We start from the raw sequence: 25,801 nt of genomic DNA, 5'->3' as shown, positions 1-25,801 counted from the left end.
ACGAAGTTCTACTTTTATATTATAACATAAAAAATTACATAGAAAGCGCTTCCAAGTGTATTTTATTATAAACTTTACGTTTCAATCACAAAAATGAAACAAAGAAAAAATAATTGTAAAGAAGGAAGGACTCTTTTATTGTTTCGTCATATATATAGAGAAATAGTGCAATGAAAGGAAATTTTCCGAGGTGGAGATCGTATTTCCAATTTGAGCGCAGTAAAAGAGGTGAAAATCTTGAACTTTGATATTGTAGGACAAAAAGCATATATAAAAGATGGACCGCATCGGAACCGAATTGGAATTGTAAAGAAAAACGAGACAAAATTAGCATCGCAGTTTGCTATTGTAATTGGAGAACAAATCATTGATGTAGAGCTAAAGGATATCGTGTTAGTTGGGGTGGACGTAGGACAATTTCATAAATGGTGCGAACAAAATGGTTATTTGTGAAAAGGACGGGCTGTGAGATAATGAAATATATTTGAGAGAAGAGAATATGTTATTATATTCTCTTTTTCTATGTGTAAGGAGACGGAGATGAAGTATACAGAACGAGATTTTACACTGGAATTGAAAGAGAAAATTCAATGCATGGAGAAGGAAATAGAACGGATATCACTTAAACTTTATAAAGAGTATTCGCATTTATACATAGAAAAAAACATGGAATTAGATATGGGACTTGTTAAAGATAAAGAGCATCCTTTTGAGGTGGGATATGGTTCATCAGTTGCTATAGCTATATTAGATGAAGAAAAAGAGATGATTGGATTTTACAATATACCAATTTGGAAATGCGAAAGAATCTTTTTAGGAATGCCAATTCAATCAAACATTTTGGGTAGTAAGAAAGTAGGGGAACTCGCTGATGAATCTTGTTATGAGATTGAGGAAGAGTTAAAAGAGCAATTAAAAGAATACTTGGAGTGATAATTCTCAAGATAAGATCTATAAAGAGGGAACGGAATAAAAAAGACGCTAACAATTGTATGTTAGCGTCTTTTTTTCATTATGAAGCAATTTCACCAGTTTTTGTATCGTCTTGATTGTACGTATCTTGATCTAATTCACCAAGCCATTTACTTGAAATAAGACCTGCTGTCATAGAACCACTTACGTTAAGAGCTGTACGACCCATATCGATTAATGGCTCAACTGAGATAACTAGAGCAACAATACCGATTGGTAAGTTCATTGTAGATAGTACGATTAAAGCTGCGAATGTTGCACCGCCACCAACTCCGGCAACACCGAATGAGCTAATAGCAACAACAGCGATTAAAGTTAAAATAAATTGTGGTTGTAATGGATCAATTCCTACAGTTGGAGCGACCATCATTGCAAGCATTGCTGGATAAATACCTGCGCAACCGTTTTGTCCGATAGATACCCCAAATGAAGCTGCGAAGTTTGCAATTCCTTCGGAGATACCAAGCTTTTCTTTTTGAGCTTCAATATTTAATGGCATCGCACCAGCACTAGAGCGAGATGTGAATGCAAAAGTTAGTACAGGGAACACTTTTTTCAAATATTGAATTGGATTTAAACCAGACAATGCAATTAATAATAAGTGAATGATAAACATTACGATAAGTGCTACATAAGAGGCTAACACGAAGTTACCAAGCTTTAAAATAGCATTTATATCGCTACCAGCAACTGTTTTTGCCATAAGAGCTAATACGCCGTATGGAGTAAGGCGTAAAATTAATGTTACCATACGCATTACGATTGCATATACAGCATCAAGCATTTTCTTAAATAGCTCTGCTTGTTCTGGATATTTTCGTTTTACACCTATAAAGGCAATGCCGATAAAGGCTGCAAATATTACGACAGAAATTGTTGATGTTGGACGAGCGCCTGTTAAATCAAGAAACGGATTTGTAGGCAATAGCTCTAATAATTTATCTGGAATTGTTGTCTTTTCAATAGAAGTAAATCTTTCTTCAACTAGTTTCAGACGAGCAGATTCTGCATCACCTTGTTGTAGGCCTGTTGCAGATACATCAAATCCTGCACTTGCAGCGATACCGACAGCTGCAGCGATTCCTGTAGTAAGAATTAAAATTCCGATAATAAGACCACTAATTTTACCAAGGTTTTTCGTTAACTGTAATTTTGTAAATGCTGAAATAATAGATACTAAAATAAGTGGCATAACGATCATTTGAAGTAATTTCACATAACCGTTACCAATTAAGCCAAACCAAGTATTTGATTCAATAATTACTTTAGAAGTTGGCTCATAAATGAATTGTAATATAAGACCGAATAAAATTCCGACTCCTAAAGCGGTAAATACACGTTTATTAAAAGATACATGCTTACGTTGCATATAATATAATACGCCAACTAAGATGAGCATGACTGCAACGTTAATTCCGACAAGCAGTGTATTCATGTTGATTCCCCCTAATTCCAATCTGTTATATAGAATATAAGGTAATAAAACCTATAAGTCAACTAGGAAATTCCGGGATTAAAAAAAAGATGGCAAAATGCCATCTTTTAATGTCCAGCCCCAGGGACAAGTAAAAATGTCGTGTAGTATGTAAATCCTATGAAGAAAACAGTTAAATATGCCCCGAATACGTATATATACATACGCTCTGTTAATTTTAAATAGCTTAAAAGTACGAAGAAACCTGTTTGTCCTAAAAATAGTAGTGCAGCCTGTTGCATATCTCCTACGTAAAACATAACCGAGAAAATTCCAGTCCAAAAGCCGAGAACGCGAAACATGCGATCCATGCTATTTCCCTCCTTTTCTAGAAAAAGTAAAACCTCTTTTCATTATAGTTTATTTTTCTTACTATTGTAAATATTCATTCATATAAAAAGAAGCCAATTATTATTGGCTTCTTTTTATATGAGAAATTAAATTGTTAGTTTATAATTACAAGATTTACATCCATCTAATAGACTATCATTTCGAGTTAATTCCATGTTAGGGAATAGGATTTCAAAAATTCCTTTCATCATATCTCCGTGCATGTTACAAATTTCAGTTGGATGATGAACAGCCACTTCTTTAAATGGACAATTGTGTACATCATAGAAAATTTTTGTTCCATCTGCACTTAATTCAAATGCAGGTGATAAGCCGGCTGTTGAGAAAGCTTCTTTTGCAATTTGAACTTTTTGTTCTACTGTTAAAGCACCTTCACTCACATTTAAACGTTGCATATGTTGTTGCATTAATTCGGCCCCGAATTGTTTTCCTGTTTCGTATAGCGCTTTCTCACCAGCAGCGCCAAGGCTAAGTAAAGAATTAAATGCTATTCTTGCTAACAATTGATAATCACGGAATGGAAATTGCAATTGAATAACATCTTCAGATAAGACATATAATCTGCTTGGTCTTCCGCCTTTTCCAGTTTTCTTTGTTTCCGATTTAAGCATATGAACATCTTCTAATTTAGATAAATGTAAACGTGCTACGTTTGGATGAATATCGAATTCATCTGCAATTTCTTGTACAGTTACGTAACTATGTTTTTGCGAAATATATTTATAAATGTAATAACGAGTTGGGTCAGCTAAAACACCTGTAATTTTTAAAGCTTGTTCCATGAGGATCTCCACCTTTATCACTTTATCCAAGATAATAACATTATAATACAGATAAACATGAGTATAGGTAATTTCAGACAATAATTCGGAAATTGTTCATAATTTCACAAACATATTTTTCCTTTTTCCTCTATTGAAAATACAAAAATCCAAATTTTTATTGTGCATGTTTTCATGCTATATACATAGTGAGGAGGGAAAAGTGATGAATGGGATTGAAATTTTTGCGAATACAATTTTAAAAGAAGCGTGTAGGGTACAAGCGTCAGATTTACATATTGTGCCCCGGCAGAAGGATGTAGCGGTGCAACTACGTATAGGAAAAGATTTAATGTAAAGGTAATTGACTATAATTATGAGGTGATTTGTTTTTTGAATATTAAAGAGATGAGGAGGAGTATGATGAGTAGTGAAACAGCAGGATTTGATTTAAAGTTAAGGGCAAAAGAACAGTGGTTCTGTGACAACTGTGGCGAAATTATTGAATCGGATCAGGATGGAATACTAGAATGGGATTCTTTACAAGATGAAAGCACTGACGAGTATACAACGATAGGTGAAAACTTTAGAATAGTTCACCATAGGTCTGTGAGGAATTGTAGTTCACCGCAGAATAATGGCGTCCTCTTATTTGACGGTCATTTAGATTGGTTTACTGGTACAGAAGGTCTATCTAAATTGCTTAGTATTCAAGCAAGATATAAACTGGATACCGTAAAATTCCAAGAAATAATCAGACGCTTACATATAGAGTATTACGAGGAAGCTAGAACATATTTACCACAAGCCTCAGCTGATGGACAATATGATATTGATCCAAGTGGTACTGGGCATATACCAATAGCTGATTTAATTTGGATAATTGAAACATACGGTGATAGACAAGAATAGGCACCCTTTATTTTTTGTTGCAGTTCTATAAACAAACTGATACGATGTGAGCATGATAAATGATTATAGAAAAAACAAAACAATCGTTTCATTAATTAACTACCATTTTGTGTTTTGCCCACGATACAGAAGAAAGATTTTTCTTAATGCAAAAGTAGAAGAACGTTTCAAAGCTTTAGTTCAAGAGTTATGTAACGAACTAGATATTATTATTATTGCAATGGAATGTGATAAAGACCATGTTCACTTGTTCTTAAATGCACTACCAACACTTAGTCCTGCTGATATTATGGCGAAAATTAAAGGAGTGACGTCGAAGCGTGTAAGAGAAGAGTTTTCTCACCTCGCGCATTTGCCAAGTCTGTGGACACGTTCTTATTTTATTTCTACTGCTGGGAATGTATCGAGTGAAACGATACGATATTATGTTGAAAGTCAAAAAACGAGGGGGTGAAACTTGTGGCACAAACTATCACGATCAAAGTTAAATTACTTCCGACAGAAAAACAAATTAGGCTATTGGAACAAAGTAGTTCCCAGTATATTAAGCTCATTAATATACTGGTATCTGAAATGGTTGAAGCGAAGAAAACCACGAAGAAAAGCACAAAGGATATTGAAGCCAACCTTCCAAGTGCGGTTAAAAATCAAGCGATTAAAGATGCGAAAAGTGTATTTTCTACAAAAGTGAAAAAGAGTAAATATAAAATCGTTCCGATTTTAAAAAAACCTGTTTGCGTATGGAATAACCAAAACTATTCATTTGACTTCACGTACATTTCAATGCCCTTTATGGTAAATGGAAGGTCAACTCGTTTAAAGATTCGTGCTTTGTTAACTGACAAATATAATCGCAATTTTGAATTGTTGAAACACAAGTTAGGTACACTTCGTATTACAAAGAAATCTGCTAAATGGATCGCTCAAATAGCTGTCACAATCCCTACAAACGAAAAAATAGGAACAAAGATTTTAGGAGTGGACTTGGGTCTCAAAGTTCCTGGGGTGGCTATCACGAACGATGATAAGGTTCGTTTCTTTGGAAACGGTAGACAAAACAAATATATGAAACGTAAGTTTCGTAGTATTCGCAAGAAGTTAGGAGAAGCTAAGAAATTGAATGCCCTTCGGCAACTTGATGATAAAGAACGGAGATGGATGCAAGACCAAGACCACAAAGTGAGTCGTGAAATCGTTGATTTCGCAACGAATAATAATATCTCTGTCATTCGATTAGAGCAACTAACGAATATTAGACAGACGGCACGAACAAGCCGTAAAAACGAAAAAAATCTACACACTTGGTCATTCTTTCGTCTAGCACAATTCATTGAGTACAAAGCGACATTAGTTGGTATAAAGACTGAATATGTGAATCCTTCTTATACAAGTCAAACATGTCCGAAGTGTTCTAAAAAGAACAAAGCACAAGATAGAAAATATAAGTGCCAATGTGGATTTGAGAAACATCGTGATATCGTTGGGGCGATGAACATTCGCTACGCAACTGTGGTTGATGGTAATAGTCAATCAGCCTAAGAACCTATATGGTCTGTCTTAGGAGGGGTGATGGCACACCCTCATCTTGAAGGCTGTTCAAAACAGAAATGAACTGCGAACGGTTAGTCATTCAAGAATCCCATCCGTTACACCGTAAGGTGTAGGACTTGCGGCTTTAGCTGTGGGAGTGTCAAGTCATGATCCAGATGTTATTTTAGTAGGGGCATCTGTGATGAAGAAACAGCAATAATATCCATAAGAGCAAGTCTGACGGGGCATTTAGTAATGATGACATTGCATACTAATAATACTGAGTGTTATTCTTCACCATGTTTGAGATTTGTTCAAGAAGCCTGAGTTTTTTCGATAAAAAGGCAACGTATTCAAGGTTCAAAATTGTCCTATCTCAAATTTTGTGAACGAGAAAATTTTCATGAAACTTGAAATAGGAAAGGTTTTCTTCATAAATGTTGAGATAAGAAACAATTCTTCTAGTTCAATGTTTGTAAATGATAATTGGAATTCCTTTTTTTTAATACCATGTAAACTTTTTTAATTAAAAGGATTACCGAACAGGGGATTTTTGAGCATGTAACAGTAGATGAAGCGTTAACAAGAGGTGAGAGATTAAGAGAGTATTTTAAAGCATAACTACTTATGTATTAAAGAAAATAGTGGGTATATGAAAATGAGTCGTTGGTAATACGACTCATTTTCATATATTAAATAATAATACCATTATTGCGAAGGCTATTTTTTTGATTCTGAGTTAAAGGTATAGTACCTTTTTGAATGTCTGTAATGAGTTGTTTGTAAATATACTCCAGCGTTTCCGTGCAATTATTCCATTCGTTCTTGAATAGTGAAATATCCTCTTTAAGTTCATATGCAGAACCATGAAGGTCGTAAGGATATCTTAATGCCATAGAATCATCATCCCAATTTGTTCTTTTGTTAATAAAATTTTGTATTTGCTGAAGTTGCACTTGTACATGAGGAGAATATAGACCATGATTATTTAATGTTTGTAATATTAGATGTGAAGACTCATCCCAAAGTGTTTTTTAATTATGACCTGTAACTTTTTTAGGCTCTCCGCCATTCATAACTTTTGCTATTTTAGCAATCATTTTAGTACGTAATTCAATATAATGTCTTGCGATGTACATAGTTGGAATAATTGAAGCATTATTAATTAGATTATGTTGGATAAGATTTTCTGCCACTTCTAGGTATTGAGAATTATAATCCTCCCAAGTATTAGGGAAATTCATTCTAATCTACTCCTTTTAATCTATTTACATTTATTTTGAAGGAAATACATGTTTTTCGCGAATAAATATTTGAAAATTTTAAAAATGAGGGTTATCATGAAGGAAAAAAAGATAAGGATTGGGCAAAGGGTATACTTTGTTGAAAGAGGAGAGCGTGTGTTTGAAAGAAAAGTAATTCGAGGAGAAAACATGTATTCGAATTTGGCATTTCAAGATAGTTTCGGTATAAAAGAGGCAGACGAAAGTTGGAATTGGGAAAATTTTTTTTCATCACCACAGAAGAAGCAATAGAACAAATTGAAATGAACATGCAAAAGTGGAAAGAAGAGTGTTTTTCTTCCAAAGAAGAGCTCTTGCGATTGTTATATGATTTGACGTTATACGCTTCTTCAAGTGAAGTATGGAGAAATAAGATTAAGGAAGCGATTAAAATTAATTTTGATATCGATGTACATTAGGAAAAAAATATAAAAATTAGCGTTACATATAAGAAGAAAGTTTTTTTGAGTGCTCAGATAAGTATAATTCGAGTGCTTTTTTATTTCTTGTTTCTGAAGGAGAATAAAGGTGGAAAAGTTTTATGTTTATTGGTGGAATTTGTTAATATATAATTTACTTTATAAGTGGTATTTCAGAAGAGAAAAGGGTTGGATGGAAATAGCAACAGTGTACCCAATAAAGCATGTTTGAAATTGAATTCTTCTATAATGGGGCGATAAAGATGAAGTCTATTAATAAATTAATCGATGCGATATCTTGTGTTTTGGTTGATGAAAAAGCGTATGATTTGCCTAGTGTTTGTGTAAGGTATGGCTTGGAAAATGGTGAAGAATCTGAAGCTTTTTCAAGTAAGAGGGTGTATGTACAAAGAAGATTAAAAAATAAAGACCAATTATTTTTGATAGATTTAGCCCAAAGAATCGTACAAGACTATGATTTACATACAAGTACGTTGGCGAAGATTTTACATAAAACAGCTCCTACAGGTTTTTATTCAATTAGTGAGATTACGAGAAGAAATATAATGGATGAGCTATATTCTAGGGGAGATATCTCAGGGAAAAGTGAATTATTAGATTTTTTAAACCGAATATGGATATTAGAAGATATACCTTCAACAGATTCTAGATTTCAGAATGCTTCAGGTGATATATGGCAACACATGATAAATAATTCAGACTGGGATGAACCATATTTATTTGAAGAGTATTTAGGATTATTGACAGCAACTGATGAAATCTTTATTCGTTTTTTAGAACAAACTGTGCACCCTATTGTGCGCCATGAATCGAAACAAATGGAGTACATAGCATTTGTTGATTCTCATTTGATTAAAGATGGCTATCAGTTCTCACCAACAGATAACATATCAGGCTATCCAATTTATAAAATTAATAAACTTCAAAAGGGAGTTAAGGGTACAGCTAAGAATCTTATTTTTGCTGCAGTTGGTTGTAAGCCGGAAATTGTAATTAGTGATTCCATTAATAATGATATAAAAATAGTGAAGCATGAAGAGAATTGTCTTGTGTATGATCGCCCTATTCCAAGCATGGGTTTATATTGGGATGACCTACTAAAATGGTGGACAGATAGTAAAGAGGAAAATGAGATAGGAGCAGAAAATGAGGTTTTTCTATATAAGAGATTACTTAATTCTTTAGATTCAGACCCTGAAAAAATACTATTTGATAGTTATTTTAGATTTTTTAAAAGGAGGTTTAATCAGGACTTTCCTGCATTAATACCTCAAGTTTATTTGCATTATGATCCATACACAGTCAAGCAAAGATTCCATGCAACATTTTTACCAAGACAACGTATGGATTTTCTTTTATTACTTCCCAACAACCAAAGAATTGTTCTAGAGATAGATGGAAAACATCATTATTCAGATGGAGATATTTCAAGTCCTAGAAAGTATTCGGAGATGGTTTGTGCAGATAGAGAATTGAAACTCAATGGATATGAGGTATATCGATTTGGTGGTTTTGAATTTATGAATAGAGAGAAGAGCCGACAAATGATAAAGGAATTTTTTGAAGGGTTATTTAGTAAACATGGAATGAAGCCAAATTAGTTTCGAGGAATTCGGAACGAGATGGAACGAATAGGGGGGATGAGATATGTTGAAAAAAATGAGCGTTATATATATGTTATTATTTCTTTTGTTACTTGTAGGATGTGGGTCTAATAACAAAAAAAGCTTAGAAGAAAAATTATTTAAAGATGGGGAAGCATTGGTACAGGCTTACTATCAATCAGCAAACGGTGCAGATAAGTCAAAAGAAATTCAAGAATTAGCACCAAAATTTGATGAGATGAAAAAAGCGAATACATTTTCTTCAGAAGACGAAGAGTGGTTTGTGAAAGAAATCCAACTTTTAAAACAAGAATATGCATTATATATGATGGAGGGTGCTCTAGAATATGCATCAAAAAATACACAAGGTGATAAAGAGGGGGCTAAGGAAGAAATGATGAAACATATGAAAGAATTACAGGATGACTTTGGGATTGTATATGATAAGAAGTAAAGTGCAAAAAAGATCATTTTAATGAGAATGAGTTTTTTACTTTGGTTCTGTTAAATATTTGTGTTTGGGTTTTAATGTAAAAAGGGTAGAATTATCTTTTATTCGGAGGAGAATACATGAAGGCACTTGCCGATTTAATAGATATATACAATAAAAATTATGCTCGCCATGAAGAGTGGAAGTTAAGTGATTTTAAAAATCGAACGAAGTCAATGGAGGAATTAATTAAAGATGCTGTTTGGGGGTACCTTCCAAATTTGAAAAGGGATTCACATCAGTGCCAAATCTCAAAAGCAGTTCTAGAAGAAATGACCAAAAGGTTATTGGACCCGTTAATTATGGAAGAGATAAAAAGGGCTACATGTTTTGATGATATCTTTATAATTGTGTACGAATTGAGAATTCCTAATTTTAGTTCGTTATGCGTGTACGATACGTCTCTTAGAATAGGAGCGATGTTTAACTTATACCCGAAGGTGATTTATTTACACCGTGGCGTATTAGACGGGATAATTAATTTGATAGGTAAAATGGAACTTGAAAAACATATAAAATTCTTTTTAAGAGATGAAAAATATCCCTACGTCACTAAAGATTGTCTGCCTAAGGAACTGCAAATATTAGAACCGCATCATATTGAAAATTTCTTGTGTCGTAACAAGGAAAAAATATTAGTTTTTGATTTGAAACGTACTTGAGATAAACGGTGAGATTTTTAATGTAATGTTTTGTAATATGGATGGTAGTGATTTAAAGGCTGTATTAGAACGTAGAATTGATTTAGTACAATTATTATCGTTGAAAAGAAGACATGCTTCGCAAACGGGTAATATTTATTTAAAAAGCCATGAAATTATATTATAAGGTTTTGTTCGCGGATAATTTGTTCTGTTTGTCCTTTTGTTTAAATGAAAGGTGACTAGAACATCTTTTTGCATTTGTACATCCTTCTTTAATGCTCGATATATATTTTTATAGTAATTTTATTGATAAGATTTGTGAAAATATAGAAGTGTTATTTTTGGCGGAAATTTGAAATTTCATTTAGTCGAGAATCTTAAATTCTCTCCTAGAAAAATAAAAAAGGGGAAAATATGTTAAATAAACTATCCGAAATTTATTTGATGGAATTAGATAGATACATTGAAAAAAACTTAAATTCTATTACATGTGTGGAAGTTCGAGATTGTTATCAAACTTTTCTAGACGTTTCCATACAAATGACGGGTATACATCAAAACTATAAAAGTTTGCCAGAGTATTTGGTACACCGATTTATGTATTATCTATGTAAAAGCCAAATTGACAAAGGTAAGTACAAAATTGAGACAAACCAAAAATATTTAAATCATCTTCAAGGAAAGAATGAAATCGATATTGCACTTGTTGATTCTTATACAAAAGGAAATACTGGTGGAGAACCAAAAATCCTAAGGGGAATTTCAGTAAAGGCAGCTCAAACAGTAAAGATTGATGAGGATTCGTATAGAGCGCGTAATTTGCTTTGGGGTGAAAATAAAGATATGCAATTTGTGCTAGTCACATTTAATGATTCGTTTAATAAAAAAGAAGATGAATATGTAAATGATAAATATAAAATTATAAATTTGGAAAGAGATAATGATAATACATTCGTTGATGAATTAAAAATAAAATTAAAACTGTTTGAAATCGGGATAAACTAAAACAGTTTTTAAAACGGTATTTATACAAGACCGCCAATTATTTTGGGGGTCTTGTATTGAGGTTACTAAAAGAGATTACTAATTTGTAGAAGAAACTAATTTTTTCTTTTTACATGTTTCATGTAATTCATTCCGGAAATTCTATTAATATCATAAATGAATCTCGTTAAATAGACAATGTAAGCGAGTGGGAAGTACCGCCTTGAAAGTAATACGGTTTTCATTTCCTTGCAGTGTGAAACAAAACAAAAAAATTTATACGGTGAGCTTTCGGTATAGAAAAAAGGATGGAAAAATAGTCGATTGGATAGAAGGATAATATGTGAAATATATGGAGATAAACCAGGGGTTTCTATTATAAATTGAATTGACTTTTTAGAAGAAATGGATAAATATAATGATTAAAAGTTTAAATTTTCTCAAAAAAGAGAAAGGTAGAAAGAATATGATATATTCATGCTATCCAATCATTATTTTTAGGGAGAATAGGGAAATGACAAATAACAATCAAATAGGTGAAAATAAGGAACAAACTATTTTTGATCATAAAGGAAATACGATTATGACAGAAGATAGAGAAATACACATTATTTCAAAATTCGAAGAACCTCTTATTGTCGTATTAGCAAATGTACTAAGTGATGAAGAGTGTGATGAATTGATTGAAATGTCTAAAAATAAAATGAAGCGTTCTAAAGTTGGTTCATCACGTGATGTAAATGATATTCGAACAAGTAGCGGTGCATTTTTGGAAGACAATGAACTTACTTCAAAGATTGAAAAACGAATTTCATCTATCATGAATGTTCCTGCGTCGCATGGAGAAGGGTTGCACATTTTAAATTATGAAGTGGATCAACAATATAAAGCACACTATGATTATTTTGCGGAACATAGTAGATCAGCTGTTAACAATCGTATTAGTACGCTTGTAATGTATTTAAATGATGTAGAAGAAGGCGGGGAAACGTACTTCCCGAAATTAAATCTTTCTGTACATCCTAGAAAGGGAATGGCAGTATACTTTGAGTATTTTTATCAAGATCAATCACTAAATGAGCTTACGTTACATGGAGGGGCACCTGTAACGAAAGGCGAGAAATGGATTGCAACGCAGTGGGTGAGAAGAGGTACTTATAAGTAAAAGCGAGTGTTACGTTTTGTTCTTCATAGTATAAGAACAAAACGTTTTTTTATTAAACAAAGTAGCATCTTTCGTTATAATAACAATTAATAAATGACGATTGAGAGGACAGAAAATGAAATCTATATACATAACCGGCTATATGGGAGCAGGGAAAACAACAATTGGAAAAGCATTAAGTCAAGAACTTCAAATGGATGTTGTAGATACTGATCAAAAAATCGAAGAGAAGCAAAAGAAGGCAATTCGTGATATTTTTGCCGAAGAAGGCGAAATGACTTTTCGGGAATATGAAAGCGAAATGTTACGTTCGCTACCAGTCCATAATGTCATTATTACAACTGGTGGGGGAATTATTGAACGAGCGGAAAATCGCAAGTGGATGAAAGAGAACGGAACTGTCGTGTATTTATATTGTGATCCAAATGTAATTGCAGAAAGGCTTCGTGAAGATACGACACGTCCACTATTTCAAAAGAAAGATATAGATGCATTCGTAAAGAAATTTGAATCACGCCGAGCTTATTATGAAGAGGCTCATATTCATATCGATACGACAAATAAGTCTGTAAAGCAAATTATGAATGAATTAAAGGAAAAGATTAATGTATAAAAAAGTGGACATACTAATCAAGTAGAGGTGATGATAATATGTCTACTAATGATTATGTTCGCTTTGTGACGCAGCAGTTTGTGTCGTATATGGATGCTCCAAAAGAAGATCGAAAACAAAAGAAAGAACAACGCCGTGCTGAAAAAGAGCCATTTATGAATAAGTGGTTTGGTGTTATGCCGCTGAGTGCTGCTTTGTTTTATCGAAATGTAAAAAGTAAAAGAAAAAAATCAAGTTAAATTTTAGTCATATGTCTAGCAAAACAAAGATCCCCTAGTGTCGTAATACACTAGGGGATCTTTGTTTACTGCACGGATTCTTGTTCTTCCGTAACGGCATGTATTTTATTGTTCACCCATACGAACCCTATTCCGATACAAATAGAAATGCCCCAGCCGACAGCGGTCATAATCGCTCTCATTTCACCGTAGCCATCTACACCAAAAACAGAGATGAAATAAATTTTTAAAAAGCTTTTTAATATAAATTGTAGCCCGAAAAATAACGTTAAATATTGCAGTGCTGGATATATACGACTATCACGATAAAGCTCACGACTTTTATCGCGGTCATGGCCTTGCAGCGCTGCAATATCTGCTGCGAAATATAACATAAGTGGTTTTTTTATAAAAATTGTACATATGACGATAATACCGAGTACGATGTGATAATACGCATCGTTCCATAACATTCGTTCAGCTGACCCAGATAATAGATCTACCGTTGTATTAGAAATGAGTGTAATTAAAATAAAGAATCCTGTCACGTTAAACTGTTTTTCTTTTTTAAAGGTATACAGTGTATAAATAATCCCCGGAACAGAGGAAAGTAACATCGCGTAATAAGGATCGATATAAGGTTTTGCAAATTTCCAAATGAGGAATGGGATTACGAGATAAAAGACAAGATCTAATATAGCTTTTTTATTTTGATTCATACAAAGCCTCCTTAAGTCATACATATATTTTATAATATAATTTCTGAAAATTGTATAAGGTTTAATGGGAAAAGAAAAAATATATCAATTTTTGAGGGATTAGTAGATTGAAAAAAATTGCCCCTAGCGTAGTAAGTTTTTTTAGTATATAATAAAGGAAACGCTTTCATTTTTAGTTTGTTCACAAAATGGACGGAAAATCACATATTTACTATCGATATGTTGCTTTATAATGAAACTAATTAAATATACATGCATACAATATTGTGAAATAAATAACATAAATAATCTATATAAATGTAAACGTTATCAAAAGAGAGAGGTGGAGACAATGAGTAAATTTTTCTTCAATCATAATCCAGCAACAGTAGAGGATGGAAGGCTTGTTAAATATGCTGAAATTATTTATGGAGAAGGTGGCCGTTCTGTATTAGAAAATTTAATGGTGAAGGCATCTATCAGATTGCGTGATCGTTATCCGAATAAATCTGACGAGCAGATCTCGAACCTAGTAAATAAAGGCATCCATGATATGTTTCAAAAATATGTGAGCGAGTAAGAGTAGCCAATGGCTGCTCTTATTTTTTTGTATAAGGATTGAAACTCTAGCTGAAAATAAACATGTATTTTGAAAAACGCAAAAAGGAGTGGGAAAGATGAGCAATGGAATTGGACGTTCGAAAGAAAATCTTCCAACTGATGCAAATCATGTGAGCGCAAAGGATCGTGCACAGCAGAAACGTATGGCACAGAAAAAACAGCAAGAGCGTAGTGGCGATAGCGAGTAGGGTAGAAAATAGCTCAAAAGAGGCTCCTTCTAAAGCAGAAGGAGCTTCTTCAAGATAGAAAATGATTCGCGGTAACATAAAAAAGGCCACCGTTAATAATTTGCACTGTAATACGTGGTTCATACTGTTCTTGCAGAGCTTGTTTTTCAATTTCATAGCTCTCAGGAAGTTCGTCACTTTCTTCATAAAAACGGTTTAAAAGGTCTAGATCATGATTCCAACGCACTCTTGCTTCTTTTGCCCACGTATGGTCATCTTCTGCAATTATATTTTTTAAAGCGTCTTCTATGCGTTGTAAACCACTTTGAGGTTTAATGATGGGCGAGAGCGTAAAACAAAAATCAGGTATTTTTGGTGTAAGTTTAATGTTTGTTAATGTTTCATGAAAGTTTGCCATCATTGTTCCAGAAATGAGATGAATGCCAATCGAGTGAAGGATGTCTTTTTTTCGATCACATTGATAGGAAACTTTTATATTAATACCGAGCCAAGGGTGGAGCGGTGTATGTGTTGCCCCATTATGTCTTACATCCTCATATAAACGTATGTAAGAGCCTAATTCTTTTGTCGTTTGGAAAATTTGATGTAGACGTGGTGAACCGTAGTGAATAAGCTCACCATCATTTTCTTCATTTTCTTCATTTTCTGGATTTGTAATAAGAGTAAGGCGCATCGGATTCGGTACGCCTCCTGTTTTCTCAAGATAGTGCCAATAAAAAGGGCGATTCATTAATAATTTATCCATCTCAATTGTTAACTGTACATCTAATAAATGAGGAGAACGTTCTAAAATTTCACAGTTATTCGCCTCAAAGAAATTGTATAAGTAATTATGAATTTCATGTTGCTGCATAGCCTTGCACCTCAGCTTCATTTCGTTTCGCAAAGTCGATAATAGATGTTAAGTTTTCCATCTTAATTCTAATTTCACCTTCGCTTTTTGATTGCGCGAAAATTTCTTGAATGTGCGCGTCGATGTTTTTCATATTAATTCTCGTTAAAATTTCATCGAGTTCACCGATAACACGCTCGAATAAGTTGATTTTTTCATATAACAGTTTCAAAATATGTTCTTCAACAGTATGCTTTGTAGCTAAGTTATAAATATGAACATCATTCTTTTGACCGAGACGGTGAATACGTCCGATTCTTTGCTCAAGACGCATTGGATTCCATGGCAAATCATAATTGATCATATGGCTACAAAACTGTAAGTTAATGCCTTCTCCGCCAGCTTCCGTTGCAATTAACACTTGGGCACGATTTTGGAAAAGTTCCTTCATCCAATCTTTCTTCCCGCGTTTAAATCCGCCGCGGAATGGGACAGAAGAAATACCGTGTTGTTGTAAAAACCATTGTAAGTACATCTGTGATGCTCGGTATTCCGTGAAAATGACGACTTTATCGTCAATTTCTTTTATAAGCTCTAGAGCTTTAGTTGCTTTCGAGTTGAAAGGAATATGATTAATTTTGTCCATTAGCACATCGATATGTGGATCTTTTATATAATGTTCATTTTCTTTCTGTCTTTTTTCTACATGCTTTTTCAATGAATAGTAAACAGCCTCACGACTACTACACGCTTCCCGTTTTAAAGTTAACGATGAGAAAGTAGATGTGAAGGCGTCTTGTCCTCGCCAATTTTCGATATCATTATATAGAGCTTGTTCTTGTTCATTAAACTCAACAAAAATTGTACGTACATGTCTCTTCGGCCAATCGATACCGGTATTATGTCGTCTATTTCGCACCATTACTTTGTTAATGAGAGCTTTTAAGTCTTCATCTGATTCGGCTGAGCGATTTTTGGAAGCGTAATATTCTTCAAAGTTGGATTGATTGCCTAAATGTCCTGGCTTTAATAAAGAAACAAGGTTAAAAATTTCATCAATCTTATTTTGAACAGGAGTAGCGGTTAGTAATAAACAAAACTTCTTTTTTAATCGTTGTGCAAATTCATAGTTTTTTGTTTTATTATTTTTCAGTTTATGTGCTTCATCGATAATAATAAGGTCATATTCTAAGTTCAACACGATATCGCGATGTGGTGAACGTTTCGCAGTATCAATTGATGATACGATTACGTCAGCTTGTTCCCACGAGTAGCTTTTCTTTTGTGCTACAGCGGGAATGAAAAACTTTGTATTCAGCTCGTATGCCCATTGTGATACGAGCGAGGCTGGGACAAGTATAAGTACCTTTTTCACAAGCCCGCGGACCATGTATTCTTTCAAAATAAGTCCAGCTTCGATTGTTTTTCCAAGACCTACTTCATCTGCTAGAATCGCTTTACCATTCATTTGTTCAATCACATTTTGAGCGACTTCTAATTGATGCGGAAGCGGCGTGAAATGGGATAAATGTTTCGGTGCTTGTAGTCCATCAAAAGTAGGAACAAGTAACGATTTTTCTGTTTCATAAGCTAAGTGATATAAATCCCAGTTTGTCCAAGGACCATCTTCATCAATTCTATTTAAAAAATTGTTTTGCCACGTCCGATCTACGGAAATATCGACATTCATTACGACTCTCCCACCTTTTATAAACTAAAGTAATTATTTTTTAATGTATGATGATTTGCCTCAAAAGAAGGCATAATTATCGTTATTAAAGGCTATATGATAGACAATAATAAAGTATTAAATCTCAAAAGCTGTATTTATTGTGTTTTAACATAAAAAATTCTAAATTATTTTTTATGCTAGAATATTGATGAAATATAGCGAATGATGTTAGGATAATGGTGTGAAATGTGTGGAATCTTTCGTATTTTATCCAAGAAAGTGATTTTTTATTTACGCTTTCATAAAAAAATATAATGAGATTCCGTATATCCTATCTTTTCAGAATGAAAATGTTTAGAAAAAGGAAGCAACTTTTATTGATTTGTCAAAGCATAAGGGGGAGAGAGCATGATTACATTACAACGTACACCGTTATTTGATGTATACGCGAAGTATGGTGGGAAAACAATCGACTTCGGTGGTTGGGAATTACCAGTTCAATTTTCAAGCATTAAAGAAGAACACGAAGCTGTACGTACAGCTGCAGGTTTGTTCGACGTGTCTCATATGGGAGAAGTTGAAGTAAAAGGTGTAGATAGTTTAGCATTTTTACAACGTGTTGTTACAAATGACGTATCTACCTTAAAGGTAGGGGGCGCACAATATACAGCTATGTGCTACGAAAATGGTGGTACAGTAGATGATTTATTAATCTACAAACGTGGTGAAGAAGACTATTTATTAGTAATCAATGCATCAAATATAGAGAAAGATTACGAATGGTTAGCAAGTCATGTAATTGGCGATGCGACAGTAGTCAATGTTTCTAGTGAAGTTGCACAGCTTGCAATTCAAGGACCAAAAGCAGAAGGCATTTTACAAAAAGTTGTGTCAGAAGATTTGAAAGAAATTAAGTTCTTTAAATTTAAAAACAATATTCTTGTAGATGGAATTCCAGCACTTGTATCTCGTACAGGTTACACAGGTGAAGATGGATTCGAAATTTACTGTAAGAGTGAAGATGCTGCAAAACTTTGGGAGAAACTTCTTGAAGTTGGAGCAGAAGAGGGCTTAAAAGCATGTGGTTTAGGTGCTCGTGATACACTTCGATTCGAAGCAACATTACCACTTTATGGACAAGAATTATCAAAAGATATTACACCGATTGAGGCTGGAATTGGCTTTGCGGTAAAAACAAATAAAGAAGCAGACTTCTTTGGAAAAGCAACGTTAAAAGAGCAAAAAGAAAACGGTGCGCCTCGTAAATTAGTCGGCATCGAAGTAATCGAACGTGGAATTCCTCGTACGCATTACCCTGTATTTATTGGTGAAGAAAAAATTGGGGAAGTAACGAGTGGTACACAATCTCCAACGTTAAAGAAAAGCATTGGTTTAGCACTAATTGATGTAAAATACGCAGCAGTTGATACAGAAGTAGAAATTGAAATTCGTAATAAACGCGTCAAAGCAGTAGTTGTTCCAACACCATTTTACAAACGTTCAAAGTAACGGGGAGAGGGGTAGATTTCATGTTGCATCGTTATCTTCCAATGACAGAAGAAGACAAAAAAGAAATGTTACAAACGATCGGCGTTCAAACGATCGATGAATTATTCTCTGATATTCCAGAGAGTGTTCGTTTTAAAGGGGATTTAAAAATTAAAGAAGCAAAATCAGAGCCAGAGCTTTTAAAAGAGCTATCTCAAATGGCTAGTAAAAATGCTAACTTAAAAGAATACGCTTCTTTCTTAGGAGCAGGCGTATACGATCATTATGCTCCAGTAATTGTAGATCATGTTATTTCTCGCTCAGAATTTTATACAGCTTACACACCATACCAACCGGAAATTTCACAAGGGGAATTACAAGCAATCTTTGAATTCCAAACAATGATTTGTGAATTAACAGGAATGGATGTAGCAAACTCTTCTATGTATGACGGAGGTACAGCTTTAGCTGAAGCGGCAATGTTAGCAGCTGGCCATACTCGCAAAAAGAAAATTCTTGTATCTAGCGCGGTTCATCCAGAATCAAGAGCAGTACTTGAAACGTATGCAAAAGGTCAAAATCTTGAAGTTGTTGAAATTAATCATAAAGATGGTGTAACAGATTTAGACGTATTACAAAGTGAAGTAGATGATACAGTTGCTTGTGTAATCGTTCAATATCCAAACTTCTTTGGACAAGTTGAAAAATTAGCTGATATTGAAAAAATCGTTCATCAACAAAAATCATTATTTATCGTTTCTTCAAATCCATTATCATTAGGCGCATTAACACCACCAGGGAAATTTGGTGCTGATATTGTAATCGGTGATGCACAACCATTTGGTATCCCAACGCAGTTTGGTGGACCGCATTGTGGTTACTTTGCAACAACGAAAGCATTTATGCGTAAAATTCCAGGACGTCTTGTTGGACAAACTGTAGATTCAGATGGTAAACGTGGATTTGTATTAACGTTACAAGCACGTGAACAGCATATTCGCCGTGATAAAGCGACATCTAACATTTGTTCAAACCAAGCGTTAAATGCATTAGCAGCTTCTGTTGCAATGACGGCACTTGGCAAACAAGGTGTGAAAGAAATGGCACGTCAAAACATTTCTAAAGCACAATATGCAAAACGTCAATTTGAAGCGAAAGGCTTCACAGTAACATTTGCTGGACCATTCTTCAATGAGTTTGTTGTAGATTGCAAACGTCCAGTGAAAGAAGTAAACGATGCATTATTACAAAAGAATATTATCGGCGGTTACGATCTAGGCCGTGATTATAAAGAGCATGAAAACCATATGCTTGTAGCGGTAACTGAGCTTCGTACGAAAGAGGAAATTGACACACTTGTAAACGAAATGGGGGCTATCCAATGAAGAACCAAGACCAAGCACTTATCTTTGAAGTGACTAAAGAAGGACGCGTAGGATATAGCTTACCCAAATTAGATGTAGAAGAAGTGAAACTAGAAGATGTGTTTGAGAGCGATTATATTCGAGTAGAAGATGCAGAGCTACCAGAAGTATCTGAACTTGATATTATGCGCCACTATACAGCACTTTCAAACCGTAACCACGGTGTTGATTCTGGATTCTATCCACTTGGATCTTGTACGATGAAATATAATCCGAAAATTAATGAGAGTGTAGCTCGTTTCGCAGGATTTGCAAATATTCATCCACTGCAAGATGAAAAGACAGTACAAGGTGCAATGGAATTAATGTACGACTTACAAGAGCATTTAATCGAAATTACAGGTATGGATACTGTTACTTTACAACCAGCAGCTGGTGCACACGGAGAATGGACAGGTTTAATGTTAATTCGTGCATACCATGAAGCAAATGGTGACTTTAACCGTACGAAAGTAATTGTGCCTGACTCTGCTCACGGAACGAATCCAGCATCTGCAACTGTAGCTGGTTTTGAAACAATTACAGTAAAATCAAATGAAAATGGCCTTGTTGATTTAGAAGACTTAAAACGTGTTGTCAATGAAGAAACAGCAGCACTTATGTTAACAAATCCTAATACATTAGGTCTATTTGAAGAAAATATTTTAGAAATGGCAGAAATTGTCCATAATGCAGGCGGTAAATTATACTATGATGGTGCAAACTTAAATGCGGTATTAAGCCAAGCGCGCCCAGGAGATATGGGGTTTGACGTTGTGCATTTAAACCTTCATAAAACATTTACAGGTCCTCACGGCGGTGGTGGCCCAGGTTCTGGTCCAGTAGGTGTGAAAGCTGATTTAATTCCGTACTTACCAAAACCGATTTTAGAAAAAACGGAAAATGGTTATCACTTCAACTACGACCGTCCAGAAGCAATTGGTCGTGTGAAGCCATTCTATGGTAACTTCGGAATTAACGTTCGTGCATACACGTATATTCGCTCTATGGGTCCAGATGGCTTGCGTGCAGTAACTGAGTATGCTGTATTAAATGCGAACTATATGATGAGAAGATTAGCGCCATTCTACGATCTTCCATTCAATAGACATTGTAAGCATGAATTTGTATTATCAGGTCGTCGTCAAAAGAAACTTGGCGTACGTACATTAGATATTGCAAAACGTCTGCTTGATTTCGGTTACCATCCACCAACAATTTACTTCCCATTAAATGTGGAAGAATGTATTATGATTGAGCCGACAGAAACAGAATCAAAAGAAACATTAGATGGTTTCATTGATAAGATGATTCAAATCGCTAAAGAAGTAGAAGAAAATCCAGAAGTTGTACAAGAAGCACCGCATACGACAGTCATTAAACGTTTAGACGAAACGATGGCTGCACGTAAACCAGTTTTACGTTATGCAAAGCCAGCTCCTGTACAAGTTTGATTAGAATAACAAAAAAAGAACTCGCTGCGGCGGGTTCTTTTTTTGTATGGAGAATTTGTGCAGAAATAGTGAAGAAAATGTTAAAAAATTATATTTTTTGTTTCCTAATGGTGTAAAGGTGTAGTTTTATAGGTAGTTTTGTTGAAAAAGTCGGTTTGATAAAAGTATTTATTTTTGTTAGAATTTTATTGAAATTAAGAAGATGTGATGAGGCAAAAATTACTCATTTTTATGTATATGTGAAAAAACGAGCAAGACGGGGGTGAAAGTGTGGGATATCGATGTTATAGAATGGTATACCATTTAGAAAATGGAGAAACAATTAAAGATGTAAAAGAATTTTGCTATCGAGACCAAGGGAAAGTGTTAGAAAGAGTAGCAAATCGTGTAATGGATAATAGAGAAGTGACGGCAATTGATAAACAAGGAACAATCATTTCAATAGCATGTGAGGACATTGTAAAGGTGGAACTTGATTACATAACAGAAAGTTAACCTTGAGTCATATCGAATTATTCGATAAAATAAACTGTTGAATGGTGAAGTGAGAAGAGAGGAGTTTATCATGGGTAGTACAAGACACTTTTATATGTTTATCTTAGCGTTTGTTCTTGTTGTGGCATTAACGATTTACTTAATCGTTGACAGCAGCTGGTACAACACAGTTCATCCGGCATTTCTTCTGTTTATGTATATAGGAATTGCAGTAGTAAGTTTCGGAATGAGAGACGAGATGTTAGATCGCTTTGAAAAGTGATACATATACGAAAGACCAACAGGAAAATGTTGGTCTTTTTTTCTTGGGGAAATTTCAAAAGGAACGTTCTTCAATAACGACAATACGAGAGCAGTAGTTTATAAAAAGAAACGCTATTTGGCACATCTTTTGGAGTATGTAATATAAAGCTGAAAATGATAACGAGAATGAGAAAGAAGAAAAATAAAAATAGGATCTGCTTATGTATAGAATTTTGCATATTATTCACTCCTTTTTTAGGTAGTATGTCCAAAAGAAAGGAGTGTATGAAGAATTTTAGGAGGGGAGAATGATGAACAAAAGAAAATGGTTATATAGAATAGGGGTACTTTTCGTTTCAATTGGTCTCATATTAGGGAATGTTTATTCCGATATACCATCACCATTTCCTAATTTGCATAAAGGGATTGGTATAAGTATTGTCATCGTTGGTCTTCTTTGTCTTATCATATCAAACTTCTACAGAAAGTCTGAATGAATATAAAAAAGGACAGTTACTCTTTTTCAGAAGTACTGTCCTTTTTAAATAATGTATTCCACGGTTTGGCGATACCCATATAATGACGATTGCAATGGAGGCGATAATGGACCAAACAATCGATATAATTTCAAGTGTCATGTTAGGAAAGAATGTGAGAATGGATAATACTTTATGAAACAATGATTCTATTATATGAAAACTTATTTGTAATAGAATGACAATCCCGAGTGTAATCCATGCTAACAGTTGATTCCCTTTTTCTTTCCACATGACATTCACCTCACGTTAGCTTAATAGTTTTAAGCCAACAGCGCCGCATAAAATGCAGCTTAAGAAAGCAAGACGACGCCAATCCGCTGATTCTCGGAAAATGAGAATGCCTAGAAGTGCACTTCCAGCAGTTCCGATTCCAGTCCAAATCGCGTAAGCAGTTCCCATCGGTAACGTGTTCATCGCAAGAGATAAGAAGAAGAAGCTTACGCCGAAGTTAGCGATTAAAATAACTTTTGGTGCCCAGCCTTTCTTTTCAGTGGCTACTTTCATAAAGAGTACACCAATAATTTCACAAATACCAGCTAGAATTAAAAATACCCAAGCCATTTTATGCAGCCTCCTTCGTTTCTTTTTCTTCTGTTACTCGTTTTAGACCAATTACTCCGAAGAAGATTAAACCGATTAATAAAACTTTTACAATAGAGAAAGGTTCTCCGAAGATGAAAATCTCTGTAAGAACGATTCCGCCAGCTCCGATTCCTGTGAAGACTGCATATACAGTGCCGACAGGTAAATCTTTATAAGCTCTAAATAATAAGACGAAACTAATTGTAATTAATAGAGCAACACCAGCCCACTCAAGTGGTGCCTCCGCTTTTTTTAGTCCAATCACCCAAAAGATTTCAATAATACCAGCGATGATTACATAAATCCATGCCATATGTCATTTCTCCTTCCTACCAGTCGTTAGGTAAAGTGCTTAAAAACGACGCATTGCAAAGGAGCAATCCGTCAGTTTGAAAGTCCGCGCCAAAATACTTTCCAAGAAGCGTCTAAACGTGTCTCAAAACGATTTAAACCTGCGTATAATAGTTCAACCATAAGACCATCGAGTAAGCATAGAAAAGCCTCTAAGGCGTCTTTTACTTCAATGTTATGCAGCTCATCTTGTTCGCTTGCTCTTTTAAATACAGGGAATAAAAGTTTTCCGACGTTTTCAATGTGTACATTTGCTTTATCAATAATTTGTTCGCGAAATGCATCAGGCGGAAAATAAGAAGTTCGTAACCAAAACATTGATTCTTCACTTTCACCAAATCGTTTTGCATAGCCTTTTAATAATTTTAAAAGCAATTCTTCAGTGGACGAATTGGAAAAGCTTTCGATATCGCCTGTGAAGCTCTGCAAATCTTTTTGAAGAGCAGATTCTAAGCATATGAAATATAGCTCTTCTTTTCCTTTAAAGTGTGCGTAAATCGATGGTTTTTTAATCCCAACTTCTTGAGCAATATTTGCCAATGAAGTTCCTTCATAGCCGTAGCGTGCGAAATGAGAAAGTGCTACAGCTTTAATGCGGTTTGCTGTCATTTTCATCCCCTACCTACCGTTCGTTAGGTTAATTATATGAGATGAAAAATATAATGTCAATAGGTGAAGAGCTGAAAAAGAGCGTTATAGGTAACGCTCTTTTTAGACAGTCTCTCGCTTAATTAAATGGAATGAAAGCTCTTTTGGACTGCCGACAATTTGCTCGCTTTGAATCTGCTTATGGAATAAAGAAAAAGCATGTGAGCCCATTGCGAGACCGGGATGTTCAATTGTGGAAATTTCTAATGCCTTTGAAATTTCATGATTATCAAATCCAAGGATAGCAATGTCTTCAGGTACTCGGATGCCATGTTTTCGAGCCTCTGTTAATAAACCAGCTGCAACTTGATCGTTCGCTGTGAAAATAGCAGTTGGACGATTTTTCATATTTAAAATACGATGGAGTATTTGTGCTCCGTCCTGCATTGTATAGCATTGGTGGAAAATCCATTCAGGATGCAACGTCTTCCCTTCGTTACAAAGTGTATCGGCGAACGCCTTTTCACGCTCCATGGAATTTACACTTGTTTTTCTCGCTAAACAAATTCCGATCTTTTCATGGCCTTTACTTAGTAAATAGGTAGTACCGAGACGAAAGCCTTCATAATGATCTACGTAGATGGATGAAATGAGGGGATGGTTCATTTTTTCACATGAAATAATAGGGGCAAATTTTGCGAAAGGTTCGATTTGTTCCCAAGAGCTCGTCCGGGAGCAAATAATCATCCCATCAAATTGTTTCATTTTCATCATTTCAAGAACACGAATTTCTTCAAGGCTATCGTAATTTGTTTGGCATAAATTAATGTGATACCCAGCTAATAATGCTTCGTTACCAATTCCTTCAATAATGGTACTGAAGTAGGGGAGGTTAATGAAAGGGAGCATAACGCCAATTGTATATGTTTTCCCTCTTATTAAATGGACAGCATTTATATTTTTTGCGTAGTTTAATTCTTCAACAGCATCTAGAACACGCTTACGCTTTTCTTCTTTTACGTAAGGGTGATTATTCAGGACACGAGAAACAGTTGATATCGATACACCAGCAGTTTTAGCAATTTGTTTTATATTGGCCATATGTATCACCTCTTTCTCTTATTATAAAGGGAAAATAATAAGAAAGAAAAAATCTTGACCTGAAAAGCTTTTCACAAACTATGGTATTAATAAGACTTCTTTTTA

The 25,801-nt window shown here is 34.5% G+C and carries 35 protein-coding genes and 4 pseudogenes; 25 read left to right on the top strand and 14 right to left on the bottom strand.

From position 1 onward, the window contains the following. Positions 1-237: 237 nt before the first annotated feature. On the top strand, positions 238-453 hold the full coding sequence (locus BCG9842_RS21160) for a DUF3912 family protein (RefSeq protein ID WP_001008326.1): 216 nt from the start codon (positions 238-240) through the stop codon (positions 451-453). A gap of 87 nt (positions 454-540) precedes the next feature. Next, a complete protein-coding gene (locus BCG9842_RS21155; RefSeq protein ID WP_000877908.1) occupies positions 541-933 on the top strand; it encodes a hypothetical protein in 393 nt (130 codons plus the stop codon). Positions 934-1,012: 79 nt separating this feature from the next. Here BCG9842_RS21155 and BCG9842_RS21150 read toward each other — a convergent pair whose 3' ends face one another. From BCG9842_RS21150 to BCG9842_RS21140, 3 genes are all read right to left on the bottom strand, one after another. After that, positions 1,013-2,407 carry an L-cystine transporter gene (locus BCG9842_RS21150; protein ID WP_001094344.1) on the bottom strand — a complete coding sequence of 465 codons (1,395 nt, stop codon included), beginning with the start codon at positions 2,405-2,407 and terminating at the stop codon, positions 1,013-1,015. A 107-nt stretch (positions 2,408-2,514) separates the two neighbouring features. Continuing rightward, a complete protein-coding gene (locus tag BCG9842_RS21145; protein WP_000375619.1) occupies positions 2,515-2,757 on the bottom strand; it encodes a DUF2626 domain-containing protein in 243 nt (80 codons plus the stop codon). Between the two features lie 126 nt (positions 2,758-2,883). Continuing rightward, on the bottom strand, positions 2,884-3,579 hold the full coding sequence (locus tag BCG9842_RS21140; RefSeq protein WP_000434110.1) for a helix-turn-helix transcriptional regulator: 696 nt from the start codon (positions 3,577-3,579) through the stop codon (positions 2,884-2,886). A gap of 205 nt (positions 3,580-3,784) precedes the next feature. Between BCG9842_RS21140 and BCG9842_RS30365 the strand changes: the two are divergent. The 5 genes and pseudogenes from BCG9842_RS30365 to BCG9842_RS31065 all read left to right on the top strand — a co-directional run. After that, positions 3,785-3,913 (top strand): annotated as a pseudogene (locus BCG9842_RS30365) (competence protein ComG); the annotation flags it as partial. Between the two features lie 68 nt (positions 3,914-3,981). After that, complete coding sequence (locus BCG9842_RS21135; protein ID WP_000093739.1) at positions 3,982-4,470, top strand: hypothetical protein; 489 nt, start codon at positions 3,982-3,984, stop codon at positions 4,468-4,470. A gap of 52 nt (positions 4,471-4,522) precedes the next feature. Beyond that, positions 4,523-4,924 (top strand): IS200/IS605 family transposase, encoded by a 402-nt coding sequence (gene tnpA / locus BCG9842_RS21130; RefSeq protein WP_000606460.1) that lies wholly within the window; start codon positions 4,523-4,525, stop codon positions 4,922-4,924. Positions 4,925-4,929: 5 nt separating this feature from the next. Continuing rightward, positions 4,930-6,009, top strand: a complete 1,080-nt coding sequence (locus BCG9842_RS21125; protein WP_000079433.1) for an RNA-guided endonuclease InsQ/TnpB family protein — start codon at positions 4,930-4,932, stop codon at positions 6,007-6,009. Between the two features lie 157 nt (positions 6,010-6,166). Beyond that, positions 6,167-6,285 (top strand): annotated as a pseudogene (locus tag BCG9842_RS31065) (ATPase, T2SS/T4P/T4SS family); the annotation flags it as partial. A gap of 407 nt (positions 6,286-6,692) precedes the next feature. Here BCG9842_RS31065 and BCG9842_RS21120 read toward each other — a convergent pair. Next, on the bottom strand, positions 6,693-6,896 hold the full coding sequence (locus BCG9842_RS21120) for a hypothetical protein (protein WP_001218242.1): 204 nt from the start codon (positions 6,894-6,896) through the stop codon (positions 6,693-6,695). Positions 6,897-7,034: 138 nt separating this feature from the next. After that, positions 7,035-7,244: a hypothetical protein gene (locus tag BCG9842_RS21115; RefSeq protein WP_001010741.1), complete on the bottom strand. Its 210-nt coding sequence runs from the start codon at positions 7,242-7,244 to the stop codon at positions 7,035-7,037. A 245-nt stretch (positions 7,245-7,489) separates the two neighbouring features. Between BCG9842_RS21115 and BCG9842_RS21105 the strand changes: the two genes are divergently transcribed. The 10 genes and pseudogenes from BCG9842_RS21105 (at position 7,490) to BCG9842_RS21065 (ending at position 13,462) form a co-directional block, all read left to right on the top strand. After that, on the top strand, positions 7,490-7,702 hold the full coding sequence (locus BCG9842_RS21105) for a hypothetical protein (protein WP_000418847.1): 213 nt from the start codon (positions 7,490-7,492) through the stop codon (positions 7,700-7,702). A gap of 263 nt (positions 7,703-7,965) precedes the next feature. Further along, positions 7,966-9,324: a hypothetical protein gene (locus tag BCG9842_RS21100; RefSeq protein ID WP_015945895.1), complete on the top strand. Its 1,359-nt coding sequence runs from the start codon at positions 7,966-7,968 to the stop codon at positions 9,322-9,324. A gap of 46 nt (positions 9,325-9,370) precedes the next feature. Next, the gene (locus BCG9842_RS21095) at positions 9,371-9,781 is read left to right on the top strand and encodes a hypothetical protein (RefSeq protein ID WP_000914529.1); all 411 of its coding nucleotides are present in this window, start codon (positions 9,371-9,373) and stop codon (positions 9,779-9,781) included. 116 nt (positions 9,782-9,897) lie between these two features. Then, the gene (locus BCG9842_RS21090) at positions 9,898-10,479 is read left to right on the top strand and encodes a hypothetical protein (RefSeq protein WP_000645177.1); all 582 of its coding nucleotides are present in this window, start codon (positions 9,898-9,900) and stop codon (positions 10,477-10,479) included. Between the two features lie 25 nt (positions 10,480-10,504). Next, positions 10,505-10,645: a hypothetical protein gene (locus BCG9842_RS31060; protein ID WP_000458735.1), complete on the top strand. Its 141-nt coding sequence runs from the start codon at positions 10,505-10,507 to the stop codon at positions 10,643-10,645. 230 nt (positions 10,646-10,875) lie between these two features. Then, complete coding sequence (locus BCG9842_RS21085) at positions 10,876-11,466, top strand: hypothetical protein (protein WP_000932828.1); 591 nt, start codon at positions 10,876-10,878, stop codon at positions 11,464-11,466. Between the two features lie 186 nt (positions 11,467-11,652). Further along, a pseudogene (comGG, locus tag BCG9842_RS31700) lies at positions 11,653-11,785 on the top strand (competence type IV pilus minor pilin ComGG); the annotation flags it as partial. Positions 11,786-11,959: 174 nt separating this feature from the next. Beyond that, positions 11,960-12,610 carry a 2OG-Fe(II) oxygenase gene (locus BCG9842_RS21075; protein WP_000183864.1) on the top strand — a complete coding sequence of 217 codons (651 nt, stop codon included), beginning with the start codon at positions 11,960-11,962 and terminating at the stop codon, positions 12,608-12,610. A gap of 115 nt (positions 12,611-12,725) precedes the next feature. Continuing rightward, positions 12,726-13,223 carry a shikimate kinase gene (locus BCG9842_RS21070; RefSeq protein ID WP_000836666.1) on the top strand — a complete coding sequence of 166 codons (498 nt, stop codon included), beginning with the start codon at positions 12,726-12,728 and terminating at the stop codon, positions 13,221-13,223. Between the two features lie 38 nt (positions 13,224-13,261). Then, entirely contained in the window at positions 13,262-13,462 is a 201-nt protein-coding gene (locus tag BCG9842_RS21065; RefSeq protein WP_000106083.1) for a YqzE family protein, read from the top strand. Positions 13,463-13,527: 65 nt separating this feature from the next. Here BCG9842_RS21065 and BCG9842_RS21060 read toward each other — a convergent pair whose 3' ends face one another. Then, complete coding sequence (locus BCG9842_RS21060) at positions 13,528-14,160, bottom strand: VC0807 family protein (protein ID WP_001073111.1); 633 nt, start codon at positions 14,158-14,160, stop codon at positions 13,528-13,530. A 141-nt stretch (positions 14,161-14,301) separates the two neighbouring features. Continuing rightward, complete coding sequence (locus BCG9842_RS30355; RefSeq protein ID WP_003279814.1) at positions 14,302-14,418, bottom strand: hypothetical protein; 117 nt, start codon at positions 14,416-14,418, stop codon at positions 14,302-14,304. Positions 14,419-14,491: 73 nt separating this feature from the next. Here BCG9842_RS30355 and BCG9842_RS21055 point away from each other — a divergent pair, with 73 nt between their 5' ends. Together BCG9842_RS21055 and BCG9842_RS31820 are read left to right on the top strand one after the other, a co-directional pair. Next, complete coding sequence (locus tag BCG9842_RS21055; protein ID WP_000032702.1) at positions 14,492-14,719, top strand: hypothetical protein; 228 nt, start codon at positions 14,492-14,494, stop codon at positions 14,717-14,719. A 97-nt stretch (positions 14,720-14,816) separates the two neighbouring features. Next, positions 14,817-14,948: a hypothetical protein gene (locus BCG9842_RS31820; RefSeq protein ID WP_000064665.1), complete on the top strand. Its 132-nt coding sequence runs from the start codon at positions 14,817-14,819 to the stop codon at positions 14,946-14,948. A 49-nt stretch (positions 14,949-14,997) separates the two neighbouring features. Here the strand turns inward: BCG9842_RS31820 and BCG9842_RS21045 are convergent, their stop codons facing one another. Both BCG9842_RS21045 and BCG9842_RS21040 read right to left on the bottom strand, forming a co-directional pair. Further along, entirely contained in the window at positions 14,998-15,801 is an 804-nt protein-coding gene (locus BCG9842_RS21045; RefSeq protein ID WP_001183974.1) for a YqhG family protein, read from the bottom strand. Next, positions 15,788-17,470 (bottom strand): DEAD/DEAH box helicase, encoded by a 1,683-nt coding sequence (locus BCG9842_RS21040; protein WP_001100041.1) that lies wholly within the window; start codon positions 17,468-17,470, stop codon positions 15,788-15,790. The genes BCG9842_RS21045 and BCG9842_RS21040 overlap by 14 nt, the downstream gene beginning before the upstream one ends. A gap of 390 nt (positions 17,471-17,860) precedes the next feature. Between BCG9842_RS21040 and gcvT the strand changes: the two genes are divergently transcribed. The 6 genes from gcvT (at position 17,861) to BCG9842_RS21010 (ending at position 23,032) form a co-directional block, all read left to right on the top strand. Continuing rightward, positions 17,861-18,961, top strand: coding sequence for a glycine cleavage system aminomethyltransferase GcvT (gene gcvT, locus BCG9842_RS21035; protein WP_000631776.1), 1,101 nt, complete (start codon positions 17,861-17,863; stop codon positions 18,959-18,961). A 20-nt stretch (positions 18,962-18,981) separates the two neighbouring features. After that, positions 18,982-20,325: an aminomethyl-transferring glycine dehydrogenase subunit 1 gene (gcvPA, locus tag BCG9842_RS21030; RefSeq protein ID WP_000903240.1), complete on the top strand. Its 1,344-nt coding sequence runs from the start codon at positions 18,982-18,984 to the stop codon at positions 20,323-20,325. Then, positions 20,322-21,797 (top strand): aminomethyl-transferring glycine dehydrogenase subunit 2, encoded by a 1,476-nt coding sequence (gene gcvPB / locus BCG9842_RS21025; protein ID WP_000795713.1) that lies wholly within the window; start codon positions 20,322-20,324, stop codon positions 21,795-21,797. The genes gcvPA and gcvPB overlap by 4 nt, the downstream gene beginning before the upstream one ends. Positions 21,798-22,088: 291 nt before the next feature. Further along, positions 22,089-22,292, top strand: a complete 204-nt coding sequence (locus BCG9842_RS21020; protein WP_000262496.1) for a DUF3929 family protein — start codon at positions 22,089-22,091, stop codon at positions 22,290-22,292. A 70-nt stretch (positions 22,293-22,362) separates the two neighbouring features. Further along, positions 22,363-22,554, top strand: coding sequence for a hypothetical protein (locus tag BCG9842_RS21015; RefSeq protein ID WP_000535933.1), 192 nt, complete (start codon positions 22,363-22,365; stop codon positions 22,552-22,554). A gap of 289 nt (positions 22,555-22,843) precedes the next feature. Next, the gene (locus BCG9842_RS21010; RefSeq protein WP_002162502.1) at positions 22,844-23,032 is read left to right on the top strand and encodes a hypothetical protein; all 189 of its coding nucleotides are present in this window, start codon (positions 22,844-22,846) and stop codon (positions 23,030-23,032) included. A 16-nt stretch (positions 23,033-23,048) separates the two neighbouring features. Here the strand turns inward: BCG9842_RS21010 and BCG9842_RS21005 are convergent. From BCG9842_RS21005 to BCG9842_RS20985, 5 genes and pseudogenes are all read right to left on the bottom strand, one after another. Continuing rightward, positions 23,049-23,305 (bottom strand): annotated as a pseudogene (locus BCG9842_RS21005) (DUF3975 family protein). Between the two features lie 15 nt (positions 23,306-23,320). Further along, a complete protein-coding gene (locus BCG9842_RS21000) occupies positions 23,321-23,635 on the bottom strand; it encodes a DMT family transporter (protein WP_000312623.1) in 315 nt (104 codons plus the stop codon). 1 nt (position 23,636) lies between these two features. Next, complete coding sequence (locus BCG9842_RS20995) at positions 23,637-23,969, bottom strand: DMT family transporter (protein WP_000312340.1); 333 nt, start codon at positions 23,967-23,969, stop codon at positions 23,637-23,639. Between the two features lie 71 nt (positions 23,970-24,040). Further along, positions 24,041-24,622, bottom strand: a complete 582-nt coding sequence (locus BCG9842_RS20990; RefSeq protein WP_002082177.1) for a TetR/AcrR family transcriptional regulator — start codon at positions 24,620-24,622, stop codon at positions 24,041-24,043. Between the two features lie 96 nt (positions 24,623-24,718). Continuing rightward, complete coding sequence (locus tag BCG9842_RS20985) at positions 24,719-25,696, bottom strand: LacI family DNA-binding transcriptional regulator (protein ID WP_001273989.1); 978 nt, start codon at positions 25,694-25,696, stop codon at positions 24,719-24,721. Positions 25,697-25,801: the final 105 nt, after the last annotated feature.

It is taken from the genome of Bacillus cereus G9842 (assembly GCF_000021305.1).
In the GTDB taxonomy this organism is placed as follows: Bacteria; Bacillota; Bacilli; order Bacillales; family Bacillaceae_G; genus Bacillus_A; species Bacillus_A thuringiensis_S.
This window is presented reverse-complemented; position numbering and strand designations above follow the sequence as displayed.

What these genes read in the sequence shown, in the direction of transcription:
- BCG9842_RS21155 (WP_000877908.1), top strand. Translation starts at nt 541, where the DNA reads ATGAAGTATACAGAACGAGATTTTACACTGGAATTGAAAGAGAAAATT.
- BCG9842_RS21150 (WP_001094344.1), bottom strand. Translation starts at nt 2,407, where the DNA reads ATGAATACACTGCTTGTCGGAATTAACGTTGCAGTCATGCTCATCTTA.
- BCG9842_RS21145 (WP_000375619.1), bottom strand. Translation starts at nt 2,757, where the DNA reads ATGGATCGCATGTTTCGCGTTCTCGGCTTTTGGACTGGAATTTTCTCG.
- BCG9842_RS21140 (WP_000434110.1), bottom strand. Translation starts at nt 3,579, where the DNA reads ATGGAACAAGCTTTAAAAATTACAGGTGTTTTAGCTGACCCAACTCGT.
- BCG9842_RS21135 (WP_000093739.1), top strand. Translation starts at nt 3,982, where the DNA reads ATGAGTAGTGAAACAGCAGGATTTGATTTAAAGTTAAGGGCAAAAGAA.
- tnpA (WP_000606460.1), top strand. Translation starts at nt 4,523, where the DNA reads ATGATAAATGATTATAGAAAAAACAAAACAATCGTTTCATTAATTAAC.
- BCG9842_RS21120 (WP_001218242.1), bottom strand. Translation starts at nt 6,896, where the DNA reads ATGGCATTAAGATATCCTTACGACCTTCATGGTTCTGCATATGAACTT.
- BCG9842_RS21115 (WP_001010741.1), bottom strand. Translation starts at nt 7,244, where the DNA reads ATGAATTTCCCTAATACTTGGGAGGATTATAATTCTCAATACCTAGAA.
- BCG9842_RS21100 (WP_015945895.1), top strand. Translation starts at nt 7,966, where the DNA reads ATGAAGTCTATTAATAAATTAATCGATGCGATATCTTGTGTTTTGGTT.
- BCG9842_RS21095 (WP_000914529.1), top strand. Translation starts at nt 9,371, where the DNA reads ATGTTGAAAAAAATGAGCGTTATATATATGTTATTATTTCTTTTGTTA.
- BCG9842_RS21090 (WP_000645177.1), top strand. Translation starts at nt 9,898, where the DNA reads ATGAAGGCACTTGCCGATTTAATAGATATATACAATAAAAATTATGCT.
- BCG9842_RS31060 (WP_000458735.1), top strand. Translation starts at nt 10,505, where the DNA reads ATGTTTTGTAATATGGATGGTAGTGATTTAAAGGCTGTATTAGAACGT.
- BCG9842_RS21085 (WP_000932828.1), top strand. Translation starts at nt 10,876, where the DNA reads ATGTTAAATAAACTATCCGAAATTTATTTGATGGAATTAGATAGATAC.
- BCG9842_RS21075 (WP_000183864.1), top strand. Translation starts at nt 11,960, where the DNA reads ATGACAAATAACAATCAAATAGGTGAAAATAAGGAACAAACTATTTTT.
- BCG9842_RS21070 (WP_000836666.1), top strand. Translation starts at nt 12,726, where the DNA reads ATGAAATCTATATACATAACCGGCTATATGGGAGCAGGGAAAACAACA.
- BCG9842_RS21065 (WP_000106083.1), top strand. Translation starts at nt 13,262, where the DNA reads ATGTCTACTAATGATTATGTTCGCTTTGTGACGCAGCAGTTTGTGTCG.
- BCG9842_RS21060 (WP_001073111.1), bottom strand. Translation starts at nt 14,160, where the DNA reads ATGAATCAAAATAAAAAAGCTATATTAGATCTTGTCTTTTATCTCGTA.
- BCG9842_RS30355 (WP_003279814.1), bottom strand. Translation starts at nt 14,418, where the DNA reads ATGCATGTATATTTAATTAGTTTCATTATAAAGCAACATATCGATAGT.
- BCG9842_RS21055 (WP_000032702.1), top strand. Translation starts at nt 14,492, where the DNA reads ATGAGTAAATTTTTCTTCAATCATAATCCAGCAACAGTAGAGGATGGA.
- BCG9842_RS31820 (WP_000064665.1), top strand. Translation starts at nt 14,817, where the DNA reads ATGAGCAATGGAATTGGACGTTCGAAAGAAAATCTTCCAACTGATGCA.
- BCG9842_RS21045 (WP_001183974.1), bottom strand. Translation starts at nt 15,801, where the DNA reads ATGCAGCAACATGAAATTCATAATTACTTATACAATTTCTTTGAGGCG.
- BCG9842_RS21040 (WP_001100041.1), bottom strand. Translation starts at nt 17,470, where the DNA reads ATGAATGTCGATATTTCCGTAGATCGGACGTGGCAAAACAATTTTTTA.
- gcvT (WP_000631776.1), top strand. Translation starts at nt 17,861, where the DNA reads ATGATTACATTACAACGTACACCGTTATTTGATGTATACGCGAAGTAT.
- gcvPA (WP_000903240.1), top strand. Translation starts at nt 18,982, where the DNA reads ATGTTGCATCGTTATCTTCCAATGACAGAAGAAGACAAAAAAGAAATG.
- gcvPB (WP_000795713.1), top strand. Translation starts at nt 20,322, where the DNA reads ATGAAGAACCAAGACCAAGCACTTATCTTTGAAGTGACTAAAGAAGGA.
- BCG9842_RS21020 (WP_000262496.1), top strand. Translation starts at nt 22,089, where the DNA reads ATGGTATACCATTTAGAAAATGGAGAAACAATTAAAGATGTAAAAGAA.
- BCG9842_RS21015 (WP_000535933.1), top strand. Translation starts at nt 22,363, where the DNA reads ATGGGTAGTACAAGACACTTTTATATGTTTATCTTAGCGTTTGTTCTT.
- BCG9842_RS21010 (WP_002162502.1), top strand. Translation starts at nt 22,844, where the DNA reads ATGATGAACAAAAGAAAATGGTTATATAGAATAGGGGTACTTTTCGTT.
- BCG9842_RS21000 (WP_000312623.1), bottom strand. Translation starts at nt 23,635, where the DNA reads ATGGCTTGGGTATTTTTAATTCTAGCTGGTATTTGTGAAATTATTGGT.
- BCG9842_RS20995 (WP_000312340.1), bottom strand. Translation starts at nt 23,969, where the DNA reads ATGGCATGGATTTATGTAATCATCGCTGGTATTATTGAAATCTTTTGG.
- BCG9842_RS20990 (WP_002082177.1), bottom strand. Translation starts at nt 24,622, where the DNA reads ATGAAAATGACAGCAAACCGCATTAAAGCTGTAGCACTTTCTCATTTC.
- BCG9842_RS20985 (WP_001273989.1), bottom strand. Translation starts at nt 25,696, where the DNA reads ATGGCCAATATAAAACAAATTGCTAAAACTGCTGGTGTATCGATATCA.